General features: G+C 67.7%; 19 protein-coding genes. 14 read left to right on the top strand and 5 right to left on the bottom strand.

What is annotated here, in order from left to right:
- Positions 1-67: 67 nt before the first annotated feature.
- Entirely contained in the window at positions 68-1,198 is a 1,131-nt protein-coding gene (locus tag EXV95_RS16145; protein WP_176887614.1) for a glycerophosphodiester phosphodiesterase, read from the top strand.
- Here EXV95_RS16145 and EXV95_RS16140 read toward each other — a convergent pair.
- Both EXV95_RS16140 and EXV95_RS16135 read right to left on the bottom strand, forming a co-directional pair.
- Complete coding sequence (locus EXV95_RS16140) at positions 1,182-1,817, bottom strand: NAD(P)H-dependent oxidoreductase (protein WP_176887613.1); 636 nt, start codon at positions 1,815-1,817, stop codon at positions 1,182-1,184. The genes EXV95_RS16145 and EXV95_RS16140 overlap by 17 nt on opposite strands.
- 72 nt (positions 1,818-1,889) lie before the next feature.
- The gene (locus EXV95_RS16135) at positions 1,890-2,360 is read right to left on the bottom strand and encodes a MerR family transcriptional regulator (RefSeq protein WP_121508094.1); all 471 of its coding nucleotides are present in this window, start codon (positions 2,358-2,360) and stop codon (positions 1,890-1,892) included.
- A gap of 192 nt (positions 2,361-2,552) precedes the next feature.
- Here EXV95_RS16135 and otnI point away from each other — a divergent pair, with 192 nt between their 5' ends.
- The 5 genes from otnI (at position 2,553) to EXV95_RS16110 (ending at position 9,727) form a co-directional block, all read left to right on the top strand.
- Positions 2,553-3,365, top strand: a complete 813-nt coding sequence (gene otnI / locus EXV95_RS16130) for a 2-oxo-tetronate isomerase (RefSeq protein WP_176887612.1) — start codon at positions 2,553-2,555, stop codon at positions 3,363-3,365.
- 229 nt (positions 3,366-3,594) lie between these two features.
- The gene (locus EXV95_RS16125; protein WP_176887611.1) at positions 3,595-5,655 is read left to right on the top strand and encodes a methyl-accepting chemotaxis protein; all 2,061 of its coding nucleotides are present in this window, start codon (positions 3,595-3,597) and stop codon (positions 5,653-5,655) included.
- A 120-nt stretch (positions 5,656-5,775) separates the two neighbouring features.
- Positions 5,776-7,032 carry a diguanylate cyclase gene (locus EXV95_RS16120; protein ID WP_176887610.1) on the top strand — a complete coding sequence of 419 codons (1,257 nt, stop codon included), beginning with the start codon at positions 5,776-5,778 and terminating at the stop codon, positions 7,030-7,032.
- 179 nt (positions 7,033-7,211) lie between these two features.
- The gene (locus EXV95_RS16115) at positions 7,212-8,693 is read left to right on the top strand and encodes a M20 family metallopeptidase (RefSeq protein WP_176887609.1); all 1,482 of its coding nucleotides are present in this window, start codon (positions 7,212-7,214) and stop codon (positions 8,691-8,693) included.
- A gap of 155 nt (positions 8,694-8,848) precedes the next feature.
- Positions 8,849-9,727: an alpha/beta hydrolase gene (locus EXV95_RS16110; protein ID WP_176887608.1), complete on the top strand. Its 879-nt coding sequence runs from the start codon at positions 8,849-8,851 to the stop codon at positions 9,725-9,727.
- Between the two features lie 74 nt (positions 9,728-9,801).
- Here EXV95_RS16110 and EXV95_RS16105 read toward each other — a convergent pair whose 3' ends face one another.
- Entirely contained in the window at positions 9,802-10,284 is a 483-nt protein-coding gene (locus tag EXV95_RS16105; RefSeq protein ID WP_176887607.1) for a YidB family protein, read from the bottom strand.
- Positions 10,285-10,495: 211 nt separating this feature from the next.
- Entirely contained in the window at positions 10,496-11,875 is a 1,380-nt protein-coding gene (locus EXV95_RS16100; protein WP_176887606.1) for a M20/M25/M40 family metallo-hydrolase, read from the bottom strand.
- Between the two features lie 158 nt (positions 11,876-12,033).
- Between EXV95_RS16100 and EXV95_RS16095 the strand changes: the two genes are divergently transcribed.
- Positions 12,034-12,960: a LysR family transcriptional regulator gene (locus EXV95_RS16095; RefSeq protein WP_176887605.1), complete on the top strand. Its 927-nt coding sequence runs from the start codon at positions 12,034-12,036 to the stop codon at positions 12,958-12,960.
- On the opposite strand, the gene EXV95_RS16090 is transcribed toward EXV95_RS16095, so the two are convergent.
- On the bottom strand, positions 12,946-14,130 hold the full coding sequence (locus EXV95_RS16090) for an MFS transporter (RefSeq protein WP_176887604.1): 1,185 nt from the start codon (positions 14,128-14,130) through the stop codon (positions 12,946-12,948). The two genes, EXV95_RS16095 and EXV95_RS16090, sit on opposite strands and share 15 nt — an antisense overlap.
- Positions 14,131-14,386: 256 nt before the next feature.
- Here EXV95_RS16090 and EXV95_RS16085 point away from each other — a divergent pair, with 256 nt between their 5' ends.
- From EXV95_RS16085 to ubiD, 7 genes are all read left to right on the top strand, one after another.
- Positions 14,387-15,421 (top strand): peptidase U32 family protein, encoded by a 1,035-nt coding sequence (locus EXV95_RS16085; RefSeq protein ID WP_176889074.1) that lies wholly within the window; start codon positions 14,387-14,389, stop codon positions 15,419-15,421.
- A gap of 223 nt (positions 15,422-15,644) precedes the next feature.
- Positions 15,645-16,607: a U32 family peptidase gene (locus EXV95_RS16080; protein ID WP_176887603.1), complete on the top strand. Its 963-nt coding sequence runs from the start codon at positions 15,645-15,647 to the stop codon at positions 16,605-16,607.
- Between the two features lie 18 nt (positions 16,608-16,625).
- On the top strand, positions 16,626-17,246 hold the full coding sequence (locus EXV95_RS16075) for a hemolysin III family protein (protein WP_176887602.1): 621 nt from the start codon (positions 16,626-16,628) through the stop codon (positions 17,244-17,246).
- Between the two features lie 17 nt (positions 17,247-17,263).
- Complete coding sequence (locus EXV95_RS16070; RefSeq protein WP_176887601.1) at positions 17,264-17,800, top strand: SCP2 domain-containing protein; 537 nt, start codon at positions 17,264-17,266, stop codon at positions 17,798-17,800.
- 2 nt (positions 17,801-17,802) lie between these two features.
- Positions 17,803-18,216 (top strand): putative zinc-binding protein, encoded by a 414-nt coding sequence (locus tag EXV95_RS16065; protein WP_176887600.1) that lies wholly within the window; start codon positions 17,803-17,805, stop codon positions 18,214-18,216.
- Positions 18,209-18,805: a UbiX family flavin prenyltransferase gene (locus tag EXV95_RS16060; protein WP_176887599.1), complete on the top strand. Its 597-nt coding sequence runs from the start codon at positions 18,209-18,211 to the stop codon at positions 18,803-18,805. The genes EXV95_RS16065 and EXV95_RS16060 overlap by 8 nt, the downstream gene beginning before the upstream one ends.
- Positions 18,806-18,871: 66 nt before the next feature.
- Complete coding sequence (gene ubiD / locus EXV95_RS16055) at positions 18,872-20,359, top strand: 4-hydroxy-3-polyprenylbenzoate decarboxylase (protein WP_176887598.1); 1,488 nt, start codon at positions 18,872-18,874, stop codon at positions 20,357-20,359.
- Positions 20,360-20,423: the final 64 nt, after the last annotated feature.

Below are 20,423 nucleotides of genomic sequence, written 5' to 3'. Positions count from 1 at the left end.
CCTCCTCGCGACACGACGCTGTCAAGCGCATCGGCTAAGGTGCGGTCTCCGTTTGTAGGAGACCCGCATGAAACGCATTGCACTGCGCGCAGTGACCGCTGCCGCGCTGTTGACCACCTGGGCGCTGGGCGCCGTGGCCCAGGCCTGGCCACCCACCCCCACCGTCATCGCCCACCGGGGCGCTTCGGCGCTGCGGCCCGAGCACACACTCGCCGCGTACCAGCAGGCCATTGACGACGGCGCCGACATCATCGAGCCCGACCTGGTCATCACCAAGGACGGCGTGCTGGTGGCGCGGCACGAGAACGCGATTGCCATCCTGGGCGCCGACGGCTCGGTGAAGGAAGCCACCACCGACGTGGTGGACCGCCCCGAGTTCGCCGCGCGCAAGGCCACCAAGACCATCGACGGCCAGGCCATCACCGGCTGGTTCACCGAAGACTTCACGCTGGCCGAGCTCAAAACCCTGCGCGCCCGCGAGCGCATCCCTGCACAGCGCCCGGCCAACGTGGCCTACAACGGCCAGTTCGAGGTGCCTACGCTGCAGGAGGTGATCGACCTGGCCAAGGCGGCGACGGCCAAGACCGGTCGCACCATCGGCATCTACCCCGAGACCAAACACCCCACCTACTTCCAGTCCATCGGCCAGCCGCTGGAGGCGCCGCTGCTGGCCGTGCTGGAGAAAAACGGCTGGAACCACAAAGATGCGCCCGTGTTCGTGCAGTCCTTCGAGGTCAGCAACCTGCAGGCGATCCGCAAGCTCAGCAGCGTGCGCCTGGTGCAGCTGGTGGCGCCCTCGGGCCGGCCGTATGACTTTGTGGCCCAGGGCGCGGCCAACACGCGCGCTTATGCCGACCTCATCACGCCCGAGGGCCTCAAGCAGGTGGCCACCTATGCCAATGCCATCGGCCCCTTCAAGACGCTGGTGGTGCCGGTCAAGGACGGCGTTCCCGGAGAGCCCACGACGCTGGTGGCGCGCGCCCGCGCCGAAGGCCTGGGCGCACACATCTGGACGCTGCGGCCCGAAAACGCCTTTCTGCCCGCCGGGCTGAAAAAGGCGCCCGCCACCGATGGCACCGTGCGCGGCGACAGCGTGGGCGAGATCACGGCCTATCTGCGCGCAGGCATCGACGGCTTCTTCACCGATGACCCGGCCGTGGGCCGAGCTGCCGTTCAAGCATTCACGGCGACGAAGTGACGGGTGCCGGGCGCGGCTTACCCGGCGCGGAGCGTGCCCCCTGGCGCTGCCCCAGTTGCCGCGCCTTTTCCACCCACTGCGCCAGCCGCTCGGTGCTGGCGCTGCGCACCGGGCCAAAGCTGTGCACCTGCACGGGGCTGATGCCGCAGAACTCCAGGATGGCCTTCTTCATCTGGTGGTGCCCCGGCATGCGTGTGACCCAGCGGAAGTACCAGGGCGGCGAGTCCATGGTCACCAGCAGCTCGGCCGAGCGGCCTGCCAGCAGCTTGTCCCACAGTGATGAGCCTTTGCGGTACTTGAAGGCATAGCCGGGCAGCAGCACGCGGTCGATAAAACCCTTGAGCAACGCGGGCATGGCGCCCCACCAGATGGGGTAGACCCAGACCAGGTGGTGCGCCCAGGTGATGTCGGCTTGCGCGGCCAGCAGGTCAGGCTCCAGCGGCTGGGCAGCGCCGTAGCCCTGAAACAAGGGGTTGAACGCCAGCTGCCCCACGTCCAGAAACCGCACTGTGGCCCCTGCTCGTTGCGCGCCGTCGGCATACGCGCGTGCCATGCCAGCGCACAGGCTGTCGATGGCGGGATGGCCCAGGATGACCAGAATGTTTTGTTGCTCTGCCACAGACGCTCCATCACGGTGTTGTTGATGGCGCCATGGTCACCCTGCCCCACGGGGCAGAGTCAAGCGGTCAGGTCAAGTCGCGGTGAATCTCGCAGCGCCCGCCGTAGTAGCTGCACCAAATTGCGCGGGGTTGTGCGCTGGAGGTGCCACCGCCAGTGTGGAGGGCGCAGCGCAGGCTTCGGGTGCCACGGGCACTGCCAGCGTGTCGCAGGTGTGCAGCTCGGCTTCCAACAGGGCCAGCTGCGCGTCCAGCGCTGACAGGCGCGCCAGCTCCTGCGCCACGGCGGCCCGCCGCCCGGCCACCAGCTGGGCCATGCGTTCCCAGCCTGCAGCGGTGTCGATGTGGGGCAGGCCATCCAGCTCCGACAGCCGAAAGCCCAGCGCCTGGGCCTGGCGGATCAGCAACACGCGGGCTACATCGGCCTCGCCATAGTGGCGGTAGCTGCCCGCACGCGCCACCGTGCCCAGCAGGCCCCGGGACTCGTACAGCCGGATGGCCTTGGGCGTGGTGCCGGTGCGTTGGGCGAGTTCTCCGATGCGCATTGGGTGTCCTGGTAGGAGAGCAAAATACTATCAAATTAATAGCTTTTAACGCTTATCCATTAAGCGCTAGATGCCAATTTGACTCATATTTTTTCATGGATGGCGCCTGGTTGAGGCTTGTCAAGGGCTGCTGGCCCCGATGCTGCACGATAAGCTGCTGCGCTCTGATTCCACCTTCCGCCCGCGCCCGCCATGCCCCAGTTTGCCGCCAACCTGAGCCTGATGTACACCGAGCTGCCGTTTCTGGACCGCTTTGCCGCTGCGGCGCGCGACCGGTTCACGGCGGTGGAGTTCTTGTTTCCCTATGCCTTCGAGCCCGTCGAGGTGGCGGCCCGGCTTGCGGACAACGGCCTGCAGCTGGTGCTGTTCAATGCCCCGCCTGGCGGCACCGACCGCAGCCGCATGGCGGCGGCGTGGGACCAGAACGCGCGCGGCACCGCAGCGCTGCCTGGGCATGAGACCGAGTTCCGCGCGGGCGTGCAAGAAGCCCTGCGCTATGCCGAGGTGCTGGGCTGCCCGCGCATCCACGTGCTCTCGGGCATCGTGCCGCCCGGCGTGGAGCGCGAATCCCTCAAGGACCTGTGCGTTGGCAACCTGCGCTGGGCGGCGGCCGAGGCTGCGGGCGCGGGGTGCGACATCCTCATCGAGCCCATCAACCTGCGCGACATGCCGCGCTACTTTCTGAACCGGCAGGATCACGCGCACGAGCTGCTCGATGCGGCGCAGGCCCCCAACCTCAAGGTGCTGATGGACCTCTACCACTGCCAGATCGTGGAAGGTGACGTGGCCACCAAGCTGCACCAGTACCTGCCCACGGGCCGGGTGGCGCATGTTCAGATTGCCGGTGTGCCCGGGCGCAACGAGCCGGACCGGGGGGAGCTGAACTACCCCTTTCTCTTCGACACCATCGACGCGTTGGGCTACGGCGGCTGGGTCGGCTGCGAATACCGGCCCGCAGCGGGCACCTCGCAAGGCCTGGGCTGGATGACTGGGAATATCCGCTGAGTCGCTTTGCGCCTTCCCCCTACGCCTTCGTTGTGGGGCGGCCCTGGCTCGGCGTCCTCGGCTCGGGCAGTGCCAGTTTCGCAGGCCATGACTCACACATCGGCGGCGTTGAGGTACGCAGCTTTGCGTAAGGGAATGCGTGAATAAATGTAACAAGCCTCTGGACGTAGAGTGACCGCAGACCGGCGACAGCCGGCTTTGGGCTTTCAATCTCCAGGAGACACACTGCATGGCTGCTTCCCTTGCCAACAACCGTTCCGTCGCGCGCCAGGTCACGCTGACCGCCATTGCGCTGGTGGCCCTGGTGCTGGTGCTGGTGGGGCTGGCCATTGCCGTGCTGACCGAGCGCAGCACCCGCGCCCTGGTCGCCTCCAGTGTGGGCGACACCGCGCAGAGCGTGGCGCAGTCGCTGGACGCTGCCGACAACACCAACCGCGAGCTGGTGCAGCTCACCATGAAGGGCTTCCAGCGCTACTTCGAGGCCACCATGCAGCTCGACGAAGCCACGGGCGAGCTGCGCAGCTACGGCGCGCTGGTGAACGAGGACTACGGCTCGGTCGACAAGTTCGCCAGCGAGACCGGCGGTATCGCCACCGTGTTCGCCAAGAAGGGCGATGACTTCGTGCGCATCACCACCTCGGTCAAGAACGAACAGGGCGCGCGCCAGCAGGGCACGCCGCTGGGCAAGGACGACCCGGCCTATGCCACCGTGTCCAAGGGCGAGCCCTACACCGGCGTCACCGTGGTGGGCGGCAAGCCCTTCATGGGCCACTACCTGCCCGCCAAGGATGCATCGGGCAAGGTGATTGCGCTGCTGTTCATCGGCAACGACATCAGCGTGTTCCACGCCATGCTGCAAAAGCAGGTCACGCAGACCAAATTCTTCGAGCATGGCGGCACGTACGTGATCAACCCCGGCACCTCGCTCGACAAGGCGGTGTTTGTGTACCACCCCACTGCACGCGGCAAGCGTGTGCTGGAGGCCTACCCCCAGGCCCGCCCGTTTTTTGAAGCCCTGGCCGCATCGCCCGACGGCTTTGTTCGTGAAGCCGCCCCCGTGTTGGGCGCAGGCGCCGAAGACCCCTGGGCCCTGGTGCGCAAGACCGGCGGTGGCTGGTGGGTGGTGGCCGAGGTGGCCGATGGCGAGGCCATGGCCAGCCAGCGCCGCGTCACGCTCGCCGTGTGGGGGTTGATGGCCGTGGCCGTGGTGCTGCTGGCCGTTGGCCTGTTCCTCATGCTGCGCCGGGGCGTAAGCCGCCCGCTGCAGGACCTGACCCAGGCCATCACCCTGGTAGCGCAGGGCGACCTGACCGAAGAATTCCGCACCACGCGGCGCGACGAAATCGGCGCGCTGGTGCAGGAGGTGGAAGGCATGCGCCAGCGCTACACGCAGATGCTGCAGCAGGTGCGAACGGCGGTGGACAGCATCACCACCGCCAGCGCCGAGATCGCCAGCGGCAACCAGGACCTGTCGGCCCGCACCGAGGCCACGGCCAGCAGCCTCGCGCAGACCGCGCAGAGCATGGAGCACCTCACCTCCACGGTGCGCCAGTCGGCCGACGCCGCGCGCCAGGCCAACCAGCTGGCCAGCACCGCCGCCGCCGTGGCCGCACGCGGTGGCCAGGTGGTGGGCGAGGTGGTGACCACCATGGGCGACATCAACCAAAGCTCGCGCAAGATCGCCGACATCATCGGCGTCATCGATTCGATTGCCTTCCAGACCAACATCCTCGCGCTGAATGCGGCAGTGGAAGCTGCCCGTGCTGGCGAACAGGGCCGGGGCTTTGCCGTGGTGGCCAGCGAGGTCCGCAGTCTGGCAGGGCGCAGTGCCGAGGCCGCGCGCGAGATCAAGGCGCTCATCGGCGCCTCGGTGGAGCGGGTGGAATCGGGCGCACGCCTGGTGCAGAACGCGGGCACCACCATGGACGAGATCGTGGGCTCGGTCAAACGCGTGGGCGACATCATTGGTGAGATCACAGCGGCATCGAGCGAGCAGTCCGACGGCATCGGCCAGGTCAACACTGCCGTGAACCAACTGGACCAGATGACACAGCAGAACGCTGCCCTGGTGGAGGAATCCGCCGCCGCAGCCCAAAGCCTGCGGGAGCAGGCATCCCGCCTGGCGGGGGCGGTGCAGGTGTTCAAGCTCTCGCGGGCCGAGGGCGCGGCCGGTGGCGGTATCGGCTACACCCAGCGCGCGGCCCTGGCCGCGCCCATGGCACAAACGGGCGAGGGCGATGCGGTGCACGCCCCCGGCAGTGGCGCGCGCGCACCCGCCCAGTTGCAATAGCCCACTGCACCCGACCAATCGGCTGTGCGGCGGGGGCGCGTGGTCATCTGGCGGTTTGCGGTCTGCAGACCTTCGTTTATGCTGATCTGAAACCCCCCACCACACCGCCCACCCCCATCCATGGCCGCCCACGTTCCCACCATGCTGGTCATGATCATCGTGAGTTCGCTCATGATGGCCGCCTCCATGGCTGTGGTGGGCTGGGGGCGTCGGCGCGATGGCCTGGGGCGGTGGGCGGCCGCCCTGATGGTCAATGCCGTCGGGCATTTGCTGATCATGCTGCGGGGCCTGGTGCCGGATGTGGTGTCCATCGTGTTGGGCAACCTGCTGCTGTCCTGCGTGTTTGTGGGGATGATCGCCGCGATTTACCAGTTCCAGGGGCGCCCGCCACGGTGGCTGCTGCTGCTCACACCGTCGGCGCTGGTCACGTGTTTTGTCATCGTGTCTATCGACAACTTTCCGGCGCGCGCGAGTTTTGTGGGCCTGGTCATCGGGCTGCAGGCCGTGTGGGCTCTGGTGGCGGCCCTGGAGCGCCGCCATGCCACCGTGGGGCGCGGGCAGTGGCTGCTGGTGGCCGGGCTGGGCCTGGAGGCCCTGGTGCTGGGCGGCCGCGCGCTGCTGGCATTGGGCGAAAGCCAGACGGCCACCAGCATCCTCCAGGGCAGCCTGCTGCAGACGCTGACCTTCATGGCCACGTTTTCTGTGGTGCTCATCAGCTCCATGGGATTTGTGTTCATGTCACGCGACCGTGCCGACGAGAACAACCGCATCATGGCGGCGCTGGACCCGCTCACCGGCGTGGCCAACCGCCGCTCGCTGATCGCGGCGCTGGACCGCGACGTCTCGCGCGCCGTGCGCTCGCGCGAATCCATCGCGCTCATGATGGTGGACATCGACCACTTCAAGCGGGTCAACGACCGCTACGGGCACCCCGCCGGTGACCAGGTGCTGTGCAGCGTGGTCAATGTGCTGAGCGAGCGCGTGCGGGCGCAGGACCTGGTGGGCCGCTACGGGGGTGAGGAATTCATGGTGGTGCTGCCCGACACCACGTTGCTGGGGGCCGAGCAGCTGGCGCGGGAACTGTGCAAGGCGGTGGAGGAATCGCGCTGCCGCATCCGCGCAGTGGGCGGGGCCGCGCCAGATGCAACCACCGACGCGGCCCTGGGCATCGCCGTCACGGTCAGCATTGGCGTCTTTGGCGGCCGGCTGGAGCCCGGCGACAGCTGGGACATGCTGATCGCCGCAGCCGACCGTGCGCTCTACCAGGCCAAGGAAAACGGCCGCAACCGGGTGGAGGTGTCCACCAGCCTGCGGCGCCCCGCCTCCCTGGCGGCGGCGCAGGCCGATCCCGACACGCATCCCGTTTCCCGGTATTGACGTTCCAGAAGTTCACAGGAGCGCCGGGCACACCCACCCGAAGAAGAGCTGCGCCCCCTGCCACAGCGCTGCCAGACTATGTCGCGGGTGTATGGATACCTGCCATGGCGCCCGCACAGGCGTTGTGTTGGAATGCTGGTTTCGGTCCACAAGATCCGCCGTATTCAGGAGAGCTGCCCATGAACGCCCGAGTCCCCGCCCACGCCCTGCAACCCGCCCTGGCCCTCGAACGGGTCAGCCAAGCCTGGGACAACGACATTGTTCGCCAGCTCACCGACTACATCGCCATCCCCGCCAAGTCGCCCATGTTCTCGCCCGACTGGGCCGAGCAGGGCCTGCTCGACACCGTGGTGCGCAACGCCGCCGCGTGGGTCGAGTCGCAGAAGGTTGAAGGCCTCACGCTCGAAATCGTGCGCCTGGAAGGCCGCACCCCCGTGCTGTTTTTTGAAATCGACGCCACACAGGTCGGCGCAACCGACACCGTGCTGATGTACGGCCACCTGGACAAGCAACCCGAGTTCAGTGGCTGGCGCAACGACCTCGGCCCTTGGACGCCCAAGTACGAGGACGGCAAGCTCTATGGCCGGGGCGGCGCTGATGACGGCTACGCGGTCTATGCCAGCATCGCCGCCGTGCAGGAGCTCAAGCGCCAGAACGTGCCCCACCCGCGCATCGTGGGCTTGATTGAGACCTGCGAGGAAAGCGGCTCGCGCGACCTGCTGCCCTACATCGACGCCCTCAAGCCCCGCATGGGCAACGTGGCACTGGTGGTGTGCCTGGACTCGGGCGCCGGCAATTACGACCAGCTGTGGCTCACCACCAGCCTGCGCGGCATGGCCACCGGCACGCTCAAGGTCGAGATCCTCACCGAAGGCATCCACTCCGGTGACGCCTCGGGCCTGGTGCCCTCGTCGTTCCGCATCATGCGGCAGGTGCTCGACCGGCTCGAAGACAGCGCCACCGGCCGTCTCCTGCCCCAGAGCTTTCATTGCGAAGTGCCTGCCGACCGCCTGGCCCAGGCCCGCGCCACGGCGGGCATCCTGGGCGAAGAGGTGTACAAGCGCTTCCCCTGGGCGCACTACGACTGCGGCGGCTCCACCACCTTTGCATTGCCCACCACCACCGACCCGCTGCAGGCCCTGCTCAAGCGCACCTGGGAGCCCACGCTGAGCGTGACCGGCGCCGAAGGCTTCCCGGCCCTGCAGGACGCAGGCAATGTGCTGCGCCCTTACACCGCCTTCAAGCTCAGCCTGCGCCTGCCGCCCTTGGTGGACGCCGCCGCCGCCGTGCAGGAGCTGAAAGCCCTGCTCGAAGACAACGCGCCCTACCAGGCCAAGGTCACCTTCCAGGGCACGAGCGGCGCCACAGGCTGGAACGCCCCCGCCACCACGCCCTGGTTCGAACAGGCACTCAACGAAGCCTCGCAGGCCCACTTCGGCGCACCCTGCGGCTACATCGGCCAGGGCGGCACCATCCCGCTCATGAACATGCTCAGCGAAGGCTTCCCCACCGCGCAGATGATGGTGTGTGGTGTGCTCGGCCCCAAGAGCAACGCCCACGGCCCCAATGAATTCCTGCATGTGCCCTACGCAAAAAAGCTCACCGCCGCCGTGGCGCAGGTGATTGCAGGCATGGCGGAAAGCTCGGGTACAACCCCCTGAGTCGCTGCGCGCCTTCCCCCTTCTCTCGAAGTCGCTGCGCGACTTCGGGAAGGGGGACGATGCCCTCGCTGCGGGGCGGCCCTTGCTCGGCATCCCCCGTGTTGCGCCCCGCCTGATCCGCGTTCTGCTCCCTTGTCCGTGCCAGCCCTTTCACCATGACCCTCGACGCCGACGAACTCGCTCCCTCCACCCTCACCACCTTCACCGCCAGCGACGGCGAAAACCTGGCCGTGCAGGACTGGCCCCTGCCCGAGGGCGAGCCCTGCCGAGGCACCGTGCTGCTGGTGCATGGCCTGGGCGAACATGTGGGCCGCTACGACGCGGTGGCCCGCCGCCTCAACGACTGGGGTTTTGCCGTGCGGGGTTACGACCAGTATGGTCACGGCGAATCCGGCGGGCCGCGTGGTGGCCTCACTTCGGACCTGCGCCTGCTGGATGACCTGGCCGACCTGGTGGACGCCACGCGCGCCCGCATGCCCGCAGGCCAGCCCCTGGTGCTGCTGGGCCACAGCATGGGCGGGCTTGTGGCTTCGCGTTTTGTGTCGTTGAAGATACGGCCTGTGGACGCCCTGGTGTTGTCATCCCCCGCGCTGGATGCGGGCCTGGGCGCCGTGCAAAAGCTGCTGCTGGCCACGCTGCCGCGCATCGCACCCAACCTGCGCGTGGGCAATGGGCTCGATGCGCAGTACCTCTCGCACGACCCGGCCGTGGTCGCGGCCTACCTGGCCGACCCGCTGTGCCACGACCGCATCAGCGCCCGCCTGGCCCGCTTCATCGCCAACGGCGGCGCCGCCACCGTAGCCCGCGCCGCGCACTGGAGCGTGCCCACGTTACTGATGTGGGCGGGCAGCGACAAGCTGGTCCACCCTGCGGGCAGCCGTGCCTTTGCGGCCGCAGCCCCCAAGGCCGCCGTGCATGCACACTGCTTTGAACCCCTGTTCCACGAGCTGTTCAATGAAAGCCCGGAACTGGCCGAGCCGGTGTTCGACCTGCTGCAGCAGTGGCTGGTTCGGCGCTGTCCGGCAGTGAGGTAGCCGGGTCGTCGCGGTTACCCAAAATTTCAAGCCAAAATGGCCGCCAGCGCTTATCTATCAAGCGCAAGCAGCTATCATTTTTGCAACAATCCGCCCAGCATTCCGAACAGGTCGTTCGAGGTGCCAAACCCGCCCTGCGGCGCCTCGCCGCGCGGGCTGAGCTGGTCGATCAGGCCCGGCAGCACCTGGGCCAGCTGGCCTGCTGCAGCGCCGGGGCCTACGCCCAGTTGCGACGCGATCTGCGACAGCGGGCCGCTGCCCAGCACGTTGGACAACTGCTCACCCGAGATCGCCTGGTTCGGCCCCGCGCTCAGCCAGGACGCAATCACATTGCCCAGCCCCGCCTGCTGAAACTTGGCCATCAGCCCCGGCAGACCACCCACCGGGCCGTCGTTGCTGATCAGGTACATCACGGCCTGCACCAGCTGCGGGTTCTGCGCAGCCAGGCTGATCAAGCCGCCCAGGCCACTCCCGGCCCCACCGGCTGCAGCGGCGCCATTGCCGCCTTGCGATGCATTGTTGATAACGGCACCCAGAACGGAATCGAGCAAACCCATGGTGTTCTCCTGCAGAGGGATAAAGGACGGCGGTGCGCCGCCCCGGACGGAACCACCCATGGTACGCACCTTGGCGTCTCCTTCATGTCAACAATCGTGAATTGTGGTGCTGCGGACCCTGACCGGCAGGGCACGCGGCAACAGCCATCCACGGCCCGCTCCACTCCCAGGCTGGTGTGTGTCGCTGAGGGGGCGCCCCGCTGCCGCGCAACTACTTGGTGCGGGGTGGGCGCTTGTTCAGCAGCGGTGCACTCACACCCTGCACCCCCACCAGCCCCAGCACCGTGACCAGCGAGGTCTGAGCACCCTTCCAGGCGTCCGTCAGGTCAATCCACTCGGACAGTGCGTGGAACCCGCCCGTCTTGCCGCCGCCCCCGATCACGATGGCGGGGATGCCGAGCGACATCGGCACGTTGGCGTCGGTGCTGGCACCGGCCAGTACCGTCTTGCGGCCAAACGCCGTGTTGGCGCGCACAGCCGCTTCGACAATGACCGAATCCGCCGCCGTGCGGCCACCGGGCCGGTCGCCGATGAGTTTGGTCGATGCGCTCAGGGTGTTCACACCCCAGCGTGCGTTCTCTTCGGTCACGGCGCTGTCCACGGCGGCCAGCACCTGCTTTTCGGTGGCCAGCATCGGGGCTGTTTCGTCGGAGCGGATGTCCACCGCCATGCGCGCATCGGGCGCGATGGTGTTGACGGATGTGCCGCCGCCCACGGTGCCCACGGTGCCCACGGTGAACGTGGTCTTGGGGCTCTTGGGGGTGCGGATGTCGGCGATCTTGGCAATGGCGCGGCCCATGCCGTGGATGGCGCTGGGCACCTCGCCAAACGCGGCGTAGCTGTGGCCGCCCGGGCCCTTGAAGGTCACCTCGTGGCGGTGGCTGCCCGTGCCCAGCACCAGTACCGTGCCATCGGGCGCGGGCTCCAGCGCCACCATGCCGTCGATGTCCAGGTGTTCCTTGAACAAATGCTTCATGCCGCGCAGGTTGCCCAGCTCCTCCTCGCCCACATTGCCCACGAACACCAGGTCGCCCACGGTGGCGATCTTCTGGTCGTTCAGCACCTTGAGCCACGACAGCAGCACGGCCAGGCCGCGCGTGTTGTCGGAAATGCCGGGCGCATAGAGCTTGCCGTCGCGCTCCTTCACCTTCACATCGGTGCCGGAGGGGAACACGGTGTCCAGGTGGGCCGAGATGACCAGCTTAGGGCCGTTGCCAGTGCCCTTGCGCACGCCCACGACGTTGCCTTCGGCGTCGATCGCGGCGTTGGTCAGGCCCAGGGCCTGGAGCCTCGCCAGAAAGGCTTCGGCGCGCCTTTGTTCCTTGAACGGCGGAGCCTCGATCTCGGTGAGCATGCGCAAGTCTTCGGTGGCGCGGTCGTGGTCGGCTTTCACGGCGTCAAGCAGCTGCAGGATCTGGGGCGCAGCCATGAGCTGGCCGTAGGCCTTGTCCACGGCGGGACGCAGCGTGGTGGGTGTGGGCGCCACGGCGCCGAACTGCGCATGGGCGGCACCGGGCAGCAAGGCGGCGCAGGCGAGGGCCATGGCACCCGCAAGGGCTGTGGCACGGAAGGTATGGAGAGGGAGAGTCATGGTGATCCAGCGAAACACGAACACAAACGGAAGGAGTGACCGGCCGGCCCAGCCATCGTGGATGGAGCCATGGACCGGCATGCAGTGCCGTGCAACTGTTGGACCGAACCCCGCCCCTGGGCTCTGCTTTAATCTGCCCAGCCGACAGTTTTTCTTACATGCGCAAACACATCCCCAGCACCCGTGCCCTGCTTGTTTTTGATGCCGTGGCACGCCACCACGGCGTGAGCAAGGCCGCCGAAGAACTCTGTCTCACGCACAGCGCCGTGAGCCAGCAGCTGCGCCTGCTGGAGGGCCAGCTGGGCCTGCAACTTGTGCAGCGCGGCGCACGCGGCTCCACGCTCACCGAGGTGGGCCGCCGCTACCACGCGCAGATCGTGGGCGACCTGCTGCGGCTGCAGAACCACACGCTCGAAGCCATGGCCCAGCGGCCCGATGGCGCGCGCCTGCTGGTGGGGTGCGTGCCGGTGTTTGCCGAGCGCTGGCTGCTGCCGCGGCTACCAGCCTTCCTTGCGCAGCACAAAGGCTGCAGCCTGCACCTGCAGGTGTACCCCACGCAGATCTACATGGCGGAGATCCCGTTTGATGTCGCTGTGCAGTACGACGACGCGGCCTGGCCCGGCGTGGTGCCAGCGACCCTGATGCCCGAGGTCTGCGTAGCGGTGTGTGCACCGCAGTCGCGCCACCGGCGCGCGACAGAGCGCGGCGATTTTCGGGCCGTGCCGCTGCTGCAGCTCAGCTCGCGCCTGGGGGCGTGGGGCGACTGGCTGGCCCGTGCGGGCATCACACGCATTCCGGGCCACACGTTGGGTGGCCACCGTTTCGACCTGTTCTCGATGCTGGTGGAGGCGGTGCGCGCCGACTTGGGGCTAGGCCTGGTGCCCCGGTATTTTGTGGAGCGTGAACTGCAGTCGGGCGAGCTGGTGCTGGCCCATCCGCACCACGACAGCGGTGCGCGGGGCTACAGCCTGTTCGTGGCGCCGGGGCGCCTGGAAGACCCTGCGGTGGCGGCCTTTGCACACTGGCTGCGCACCACGGTGGCCGCAGAAGGCGCTGTGGCGGAGGTGCCTTCAGACGCCGCGTGAAACGCGCTTGCGCTGCAGACCCAGCCAGGCCAGCGCCAGCCCCGTCACCACAATGGGCACCAGCGACCCGGCGTTGAGCAGCGTCCAGCCCTGGGTGGTGACCAGCACACCCGACGAGAACGCGCTCAGCGCCAGCGTGGCGTACACGCAGAAGTTGATGGCCGCCTGGGCGCGGTCCTTTTCTTCAGGGCGGTAGGCCGTCATGGCCAGCGTGGTGGAGCCGGTGAACAGGAAGTTCCAGCCCACTCCCAGGAAGAACAGCGCAATCCCAAAGTGGTGCAGCTCCACACCCATCAGCGCCACGGCCACGCAGGCGAAGTTGAGCAACACCCCCGCACCCATGATGGGCAGCACGCCAAACCGCTTGATGAGGTGGCCGGTGACAAAGCCGGGAGCGAACATGCCAATCACATGCCACTCCAGCACCAGCGCCGAGGCATCAAAGTCAAAGCCACACACCTGCATGGCCAGCGGCGTGGCCGCCATCAGCAGGTTCATCACCCCATAGCCCAGCGCAGCGCCCACAATGGCCACGATGAAGGCAGGCTGGCGCATCAGTACAGAGAGGGGGCGCCCCTGCTCGCGTTGGCCCGCCGCGTTGAGCACCACGGGTTGCGCTTCGAACCGGATGGCTGCCATGCACAGCATGGACAACAGCGCCACGCCGATGAGCGCGATGTACGCGCCCGCAAACGGCACCGGGAACAGCGTGCGCGTGGCGCTGGCCAGGTTGGGGCCTGCCACGGCGCCCAGCAGGCCACCGGCCAGCACCAGCGACACGGCCTTTTCGCGGTAGTCGGGCGCGGCCAGTTCGGCGGCCGCAAAGCGGTACAGGCCACCGTTGGCGCTGTAGTAGCCCGCCACCACCGTAGCGGTGCACAGCAGCCAGAAGCTGGCGCTGAACGCCGCCCAGGCACACAGCGCGGCCGATGCCACGGCCACGGCCAGCCCGATCTGGAACGACACCTTGCGCCCCCAGCGCGATTGCGTGCGCGCCACCAGCGGGGTGGACAGCGCCCCGCCCACCACGTAGCCCATCACCGGCAGCGTGGCCATCCAGCCAAAGGGCGCCAGCTGCAGGCCCACCAGGCCATTGATGGCAATGAAGACAACGTTGTTGGTGAGGAAAAGGCCTTGGCACAGTGCCAGCAGCCACAGGTTCTTGTTCATGACAGGGCAGCGCCCGGGTTGGGCAAAAGGAAGGAACGAAAAGTGGGACAGCGTAGACGCAAGTCAAGGCCTGGCGGCTATGGGGTGCGCTGCGGGGGCGGGCCACATCAAAACCCGACTGGTTTGCTCCGGAATTGTGCACCGCCGTTGATGAAGATCAGCGGATGCGTGGGGTGTCCTCATTATGGTGGCGCCCAGTGCTGTGGCCCGGCCCGGGGCCCGCGTTTGAATGTTTGTGATGGAACCCCTGAAATCGATGGAGGCGGTGCTGCCTGAAGCTGCAACACCCGGACTGGAACTCGTCTGCCCCGCCGGCAGCTTGCCCGCCCTGAAGGCCGCTGTGGACCACGGCGCCAACTGCGTCTATCTGGGCCTGCGCGACGCCACCAATGCGCGCAATTTTGCGGGCCTCAACTTTGACGAGGCCGCCATCGCCAACGGCATTGCCTATGCGCATGGTCGCGGCTGCAAGGTCTTCATGGCGCTCAACACCTACCCGCAGGCGGCCAACCCGGGGCCGTGGCGCAGCGCACTGGACAAGGCGGTGGACCTGGGCGTGGACGCGGTCATCCTGGCCGACCCCGGCCTCATGCACTACGCGGTGCAGCACCATCCCCGGCTGCGCCTGCACCTGTCGGTGCAGGGCTCGGCTACCAACTACGAGGCCATCAACTTCTACCGCGAGCAGTTCGGCATCGTGCGCGCCGTGCTGCCGCGCGTGCTCTCGATGGAGCAGGTGCGCCAGGTCATCGATCGCACGCCGGTCGAGATCGAAGTCTTCGGCTTCGGCAGCCTGTGTGTGATGGTCGAGGGGCGCTGCGCGCTGTCGTCGTACGTGACCGGCGAATCGCCCAACACGCACGGCGTGTGTTCACCCCCGAAGGCCGTGCGCTGGGTGGAGACGCCGCAGGGCCGCGAGTCGCGCCTGAACGGCGTGCTCATCGACCGCTATGCGCCCGGCGAGAACGCGGGCTACCCTACGCTGTGCAAGGGGCGTTTCGACGTGGGGGATGACGAGAACTACTACGCCATCGAAGAGCCCACCAGCCTCAACACGCTGGAGTTGCTGCCCCAGTTGCTCAAGATGGGCGTGCGCGCCATCAAGATCGAAGGCCGCCAGCGCAGCCCTGCGTATGTGGCGCAGGTCACCCAGGTCTGGCGCGAGGCCATGGACCAGTGCCTGGCCCACCCCCACCGCTACGCGCCCAAGACACGCTGGATGGCCAGCCTGGACCAGGTGGCAGAAGGCCAGCAGCACACGCTAGGCGCCTACCACCGCCCCTGGAAATGAAATGATCAGGCGACAACCCCCTGAGCCGCTGCGCGGCTTCCCCCTTCTCTCTACGCGCTTCGCGCTAGGGGAAGGGGGACAACGCGAGCGCACGCCAGCGAAGCGCCGCATACGCGGCTTGGCGGCCCTTGCGCGGCGTCCCCTGGCCTGGATCGCGCCAGATCGAAGGTCGGTGCGCCGCTTTGAATCCGAAATATCACGATGAAACCCCGGAGACCGCCCCATGAAACTCTCTCTCGGACCGCTGCTGTACTACTGGCCCCGCGACACCGTGTTCGCGTTCTACGAAGCCATGGCCGCCACGCCTGTGGATGTGGTGTACCTGGGCGAGACGGTGTGTTCGCGCCGCCATGAGCTGCGCCTGGCCGACTGGCTGGCGCTGGCGCGCATGCTGCGGGACGCGGGCAAGGAGGCGGTCTTGTCCAGCCAGGTGCTCATCGAGTCCAGCGCCGACGTGGGTGTGATGCACAAGATCACGGGCAACGGCGAATTTCTGGTTGAGGCCAATGACATGGGCGCCGTGAGCTGTCTTGCGCGCGCACCCGCCGGGCCGCAGGCCTTTGTGGCCGGACCGCACCTGAACCTCTACAACGCGCACTCGCTGCAATGGATGGCGCAGCTGGGTGCCACGCGCTGGGTGATGCCGCTTGAAATGTCGCAGGACGCGCTCGCTGCCGTGCTGGCGCAGCGGCCCGCAGGTTTGGAGACAGAGGTGTTTGCTTACGGACGCATGCCGCTGGCCTATTCGGCACGCTGCTTTACCGCACGCCACCGCAACCTGCCCAAGGACGACTGCCAGTTCAGCTGCCTTGACCATGCTGACGGACTGCCGCTGCGCACGCGCGAGAGCGAGGGCTTTCTCGTGCTTAACGGCACGCAGACCCAGTCGGCCCGCGTCTACAACCTGGCCAACGAACTGGCGGCGATGCAGGCCCAGGGCGTGGACGTGGTGCGGCTGAGCCCGCAGGCGCAGCACATGGCGCAGGTGATCGCTGCGTTTGACGAAGCCCGCCACGCCGTGGCTGCGGGGGATGCTGCCGAAAAGACCCCCGACTTTGTGGAGCGCATGCAGCCCTTCATGCCCGATCTGCCCTGCAACGGCTACTGGTTCGGGCGACCGGGCCTGGAGCAGGGGCTGCATGGCGCTGGGGGTGGTGCTGCCGCGCGGCCTGCCATGCATCCATAACGCGAAGCGAATCACCGCATGTACCCCGGCGAACGTTTCAACAGCATCAGCCACCTGGTGGGCGCCCTGCTGGCCACGGCGGGCGCGACTGTGCTCATCACCCTTGCTGCGCGCCTGGGCGATCCGTGGAAGGTGGTGGCGTTCAGCATCTACGGCGCCATGCTGGTGGCGCTGTACGCCGCCTCCGCCGCGTACCACAGCGTGCGTCGGCGCACCATCAAGGCCGTGCTGCAAAAGCTGGACCACTGCAGCATCTACCTGCTGATTGCGGGCAGCTATACGCCGTTTGCGCTGGTGTCGCTGCGCGGACCCTGGGGCTGGTCGCTGCTGGGCGTGGTGTGGGGCCTGGCCCTGCTGGGCATTGCGCAGGAGATGTGGTGGGCGCGTGGCGCGCGCGTGTTGTCGCTGGTCATCTATGTGCTCATGGGCTGGCTGGCGCTGGTGGCCGTGGTGCCGCTGTGGCGGGCGCTCAAGCCTGCCGGGTTTGCCTGGCTGCTGGCGGGCGGGGCCTGCTACACGCTGGGCATCGTCTTTTATGCGCTGGACCACCGCGTGCGCCACGGCCATGGGCTGTGGCACCTGTTTGTGCTGGGCGGCAGCGTCTGCCACTTCTTCACCGTGTTTTTCTATGTGGCCTGAGGGCCCGTCTTCTACCTATGGCTGCTTTCCCTTCTTCACCCACGCCTGCCGCGAACCTGCGGGTGGTGCCGCCTCCCGTGGGGGCCTTGCTCTCGCGCCTGCCTGCCTACCCCGGCTCCATGCTGCTGGTGACGGCGCTCAACCTGGCGCTCGCGCGGCACCTGCCCGACGACGTGGGCCGCTTGCTGCTGCACAAGAAGATGCGCGTGCAAGTGCGCGATGCGCGCGTTGCCTTTGACTTTGCCTGGACGGGCCAGCGTTTTGCACCCCACGCCCCGCTGGTGGCCCCGGCGGTGGCCGACGTGACGCTGAGCGCCACGGCGCACGACTTCCTGCTGCTGGCCCAGCGCCAGCAAGACCCGGACACGCTGTTCTTCAGCCGCCGCCTGTCGATGGAGGGCGACACCGAGCTGGGCCTGGTGGTGAAGAACGCGCTCGATGCCATCGAGCTGTCGGTGCTGGACCCGCGCCAGTGGGCGCAGAAGTTGGCGCCGCGCCAGGTGCTGGGCCACCTGCGGCGCCGCCTGGACCCCACACCACGCCACGGAGGATAAGCATGGACACCGACACCGATCCCCAGAACCACCCCTTGGTCTATTCCTGCTCGGGCTGCTCCAGCGCCGCCCAGCTGGCCAACCACGTGGCGTTGCAGCTCGACCGGCGCGGCGTGGCCGAGATGTCGTGCATCGCCGGGGTGGGTGGCGATGTGCCGCACCTCATGAAAACCGTGCGCTCGGGTCGGCCCATCATCGCGCTCGACGGCTGCCCCCTGGTCTGCGTCAAAAGCACGCTCGCGCGCCACGGCATCGCAGCCGAGCGGCATTACCAGCTGCAGCAGTATGGCGTGAAAAAGCGCGCGCACGAAGACTTCGACCCCGTGCAGGCCGCGCTGGTGCTGGAGCAGGTGGAGGCCGACCAGCAGGCGCAGCCCTTGGCTCGCTCTGCCGCCGTGGAGCCCTCGCATGGCTGATGCTGCCCACACCCGCCGCATCATCGTCGCGATCTCGGGCGCCAGCGGCGCCGTGTATGGCGCGCGCCTCTTGCAGGTGCTGCAGGGCCAGAGCGGCATCGAGACCCACCTGATCGTCTCCGACGCCGGTTGGCGCAACCTGCAGCACGAGCTGGACATGGACCGCGCTGCGGTGGAGGCCCTGGCGCACCGCGTGCACGACGTGCACAACGTGGGCGCGGCCGTTGCAAGTGGCTCGTTCCAGTGCCATGCCATGGTGGTGGCACCCTGCTCCATGCGCACACTCGCCGCCATTGCGCACGGCCTGGCCGACAACCTGCTCACGCGCGCGGCCGACGTGGCGCTCAAGGAGCGCCGCCGCCTGGTGCTGATGGTGCGCGAGTCGCCCCTGCACCTCACGCACCTGCGCAATATGGTGGCCGTGACCGAGATGGGCGGCATCATCTGTCCGCCGCTGCCCGCCTTCTACCTGCGCCCGCAGACCGTGGGCGAGGTGGTGGACTACAGCGTGGCGCGCGTGCTCGACCTTATCGATGTGCCGCACGCCCTGGCGCCTCGGTGGCAAGGTCTGGAGCTGAACGCTCCTTAATTGATAGCTGTTTGCGCTTGTTGGAAAAGCGCTAGCGGCCAATTTCATTCAAATTCTGGACCTGATATGGCCTACCGCGACCTGCGCGACTTCATGGCCCAGCTCGAAGCCACGGGCGATCTGCGCCGCGTGGCGGAGCCGGTTTCGCCCCACCTGGAGATGACCGCGCTGAGCGACCGTGTACTGCGCGCCGGAGGGCCAGCGCTGCTGTTCGAGCAGCCCACGGGCCACACCATGCCGGTGCTCACCAACCTGTTTGGCACCACAGACCGCGTGGCGCGCGCCATGGGTGTGGCCAACCTGCGCGGTGTGCGCGCCCTGGGCGAGCTGCTGGCCACGCTCAAGGAGCCCGAGGCGCCCAAAGGCTTCAAGGACATGCTGGGCATGGGCCAGCTGCTCAAGACCTTGTGGAACATGGCGCCCCATACCGTCACACGCGGCGCGCCCTGCCAGCAGGAGGTGTGGGAGGGACCGGACGTGGACCTCGCCCGCCTGCCCGTGCAGCACTGCTGGCCTGGCGACGTGGCCCCGCTCATCACCTGGGGCCTGACCATCACGCGCGGCCCGCGCAAGGCGCGGCAGAACCTGGGCATCTACCGCCAGCAGGTGCTCTCGCGCAACCAGGTCATCGTGCGCTGGCTGGCCCACCGGGGCGGGGCGCTGGATTTTGCCGACCACTGCGCCCAGCACCCCGGCCAGCCCTACCCCGTGGCCGTGGCGCTGGGGGCCGACCCGGCCACGTTGCTGGGCGCCGTCACGCCCGTGCCCGATGCGTTGAGCGAATACCAGTTTGCCGGCCTGCTGCGCGGCGCCCGCACCGAAGTCACGCCCGCTCTGGGCGTGCCCCTGCAGGTGCCCGCCACCGCCGAGATCGTGCTCGAAGGCCATATCCAGCCCGACGCGAGCCACCCGAGCGGCTGGCAGCACGCGCTGGAAGGCCCTTACGGCGACCACACCGGCTACTACAACGAATGCGCCGAGTTCCCCGTCCTCACCGTGGACCGCATCACCCTGCGCAAGGACGCGATCTACCACAGCACCTACACGGGCAAGCCGCCCGACGAACCCGCCGTGCTGGGCCTGGCGATGAACGAGCTGTTCATCCCGCTCTTGCAAAAGCAGTTCCCCGAGATCGTGGACTTCTACCTGCCGCCCGAAGGCTGCAGCTATCGGCTAGCGGTGGTCAGCATCCGCAAGGCCTACGCAGGCCACGCGCGGCGCGTGATGATGGGCGTGTGGAGCCACCTGCGCCAGTTCATGTACACCAAGTTCATCGTGGTGGTCGATGCCGATGTGGATGTGCGCGACTGGAAAGACGTGATCTGGGCCATCACCACGCGCATGGACCCCGCGCGCGACACGTTACTGGTGGAGCACACACCCATCGACTACCTGGACTTCGCCTCACCTGTGAGCGGGCTGGGCAGCAAGATGGGGATGGACGCCACCAACAAGTGGCCCGGCGAGACGCAGCGCGAATGGGGCAGCCCCATGGTCATGGAGGCCGCCGTGCAGGCGCGCGTGGACGGGCTTTTTACGGCGCTGGGCCTGTGACACCACCGCGCACCGCGGCGGTGCAGCGCTCCCCAGTCACGTAGAAGACAAGCACGCCCCGCGT

Source organism: Acidovorax sp. JMULE5 (genome assembly GCF_013376875.1).
GTDB lineage: Bacteria > Pseudomonadota > Gammaproteobacteria > Burkholderiales > Burkholderiaceae_C > Acidovorax > Acidovorax facilis.
The sequence above is the reverse complement of the archived record's forward strand: the minus strand, read 5'-3'. Positions and strand labels throughout refer to the sequence as shown.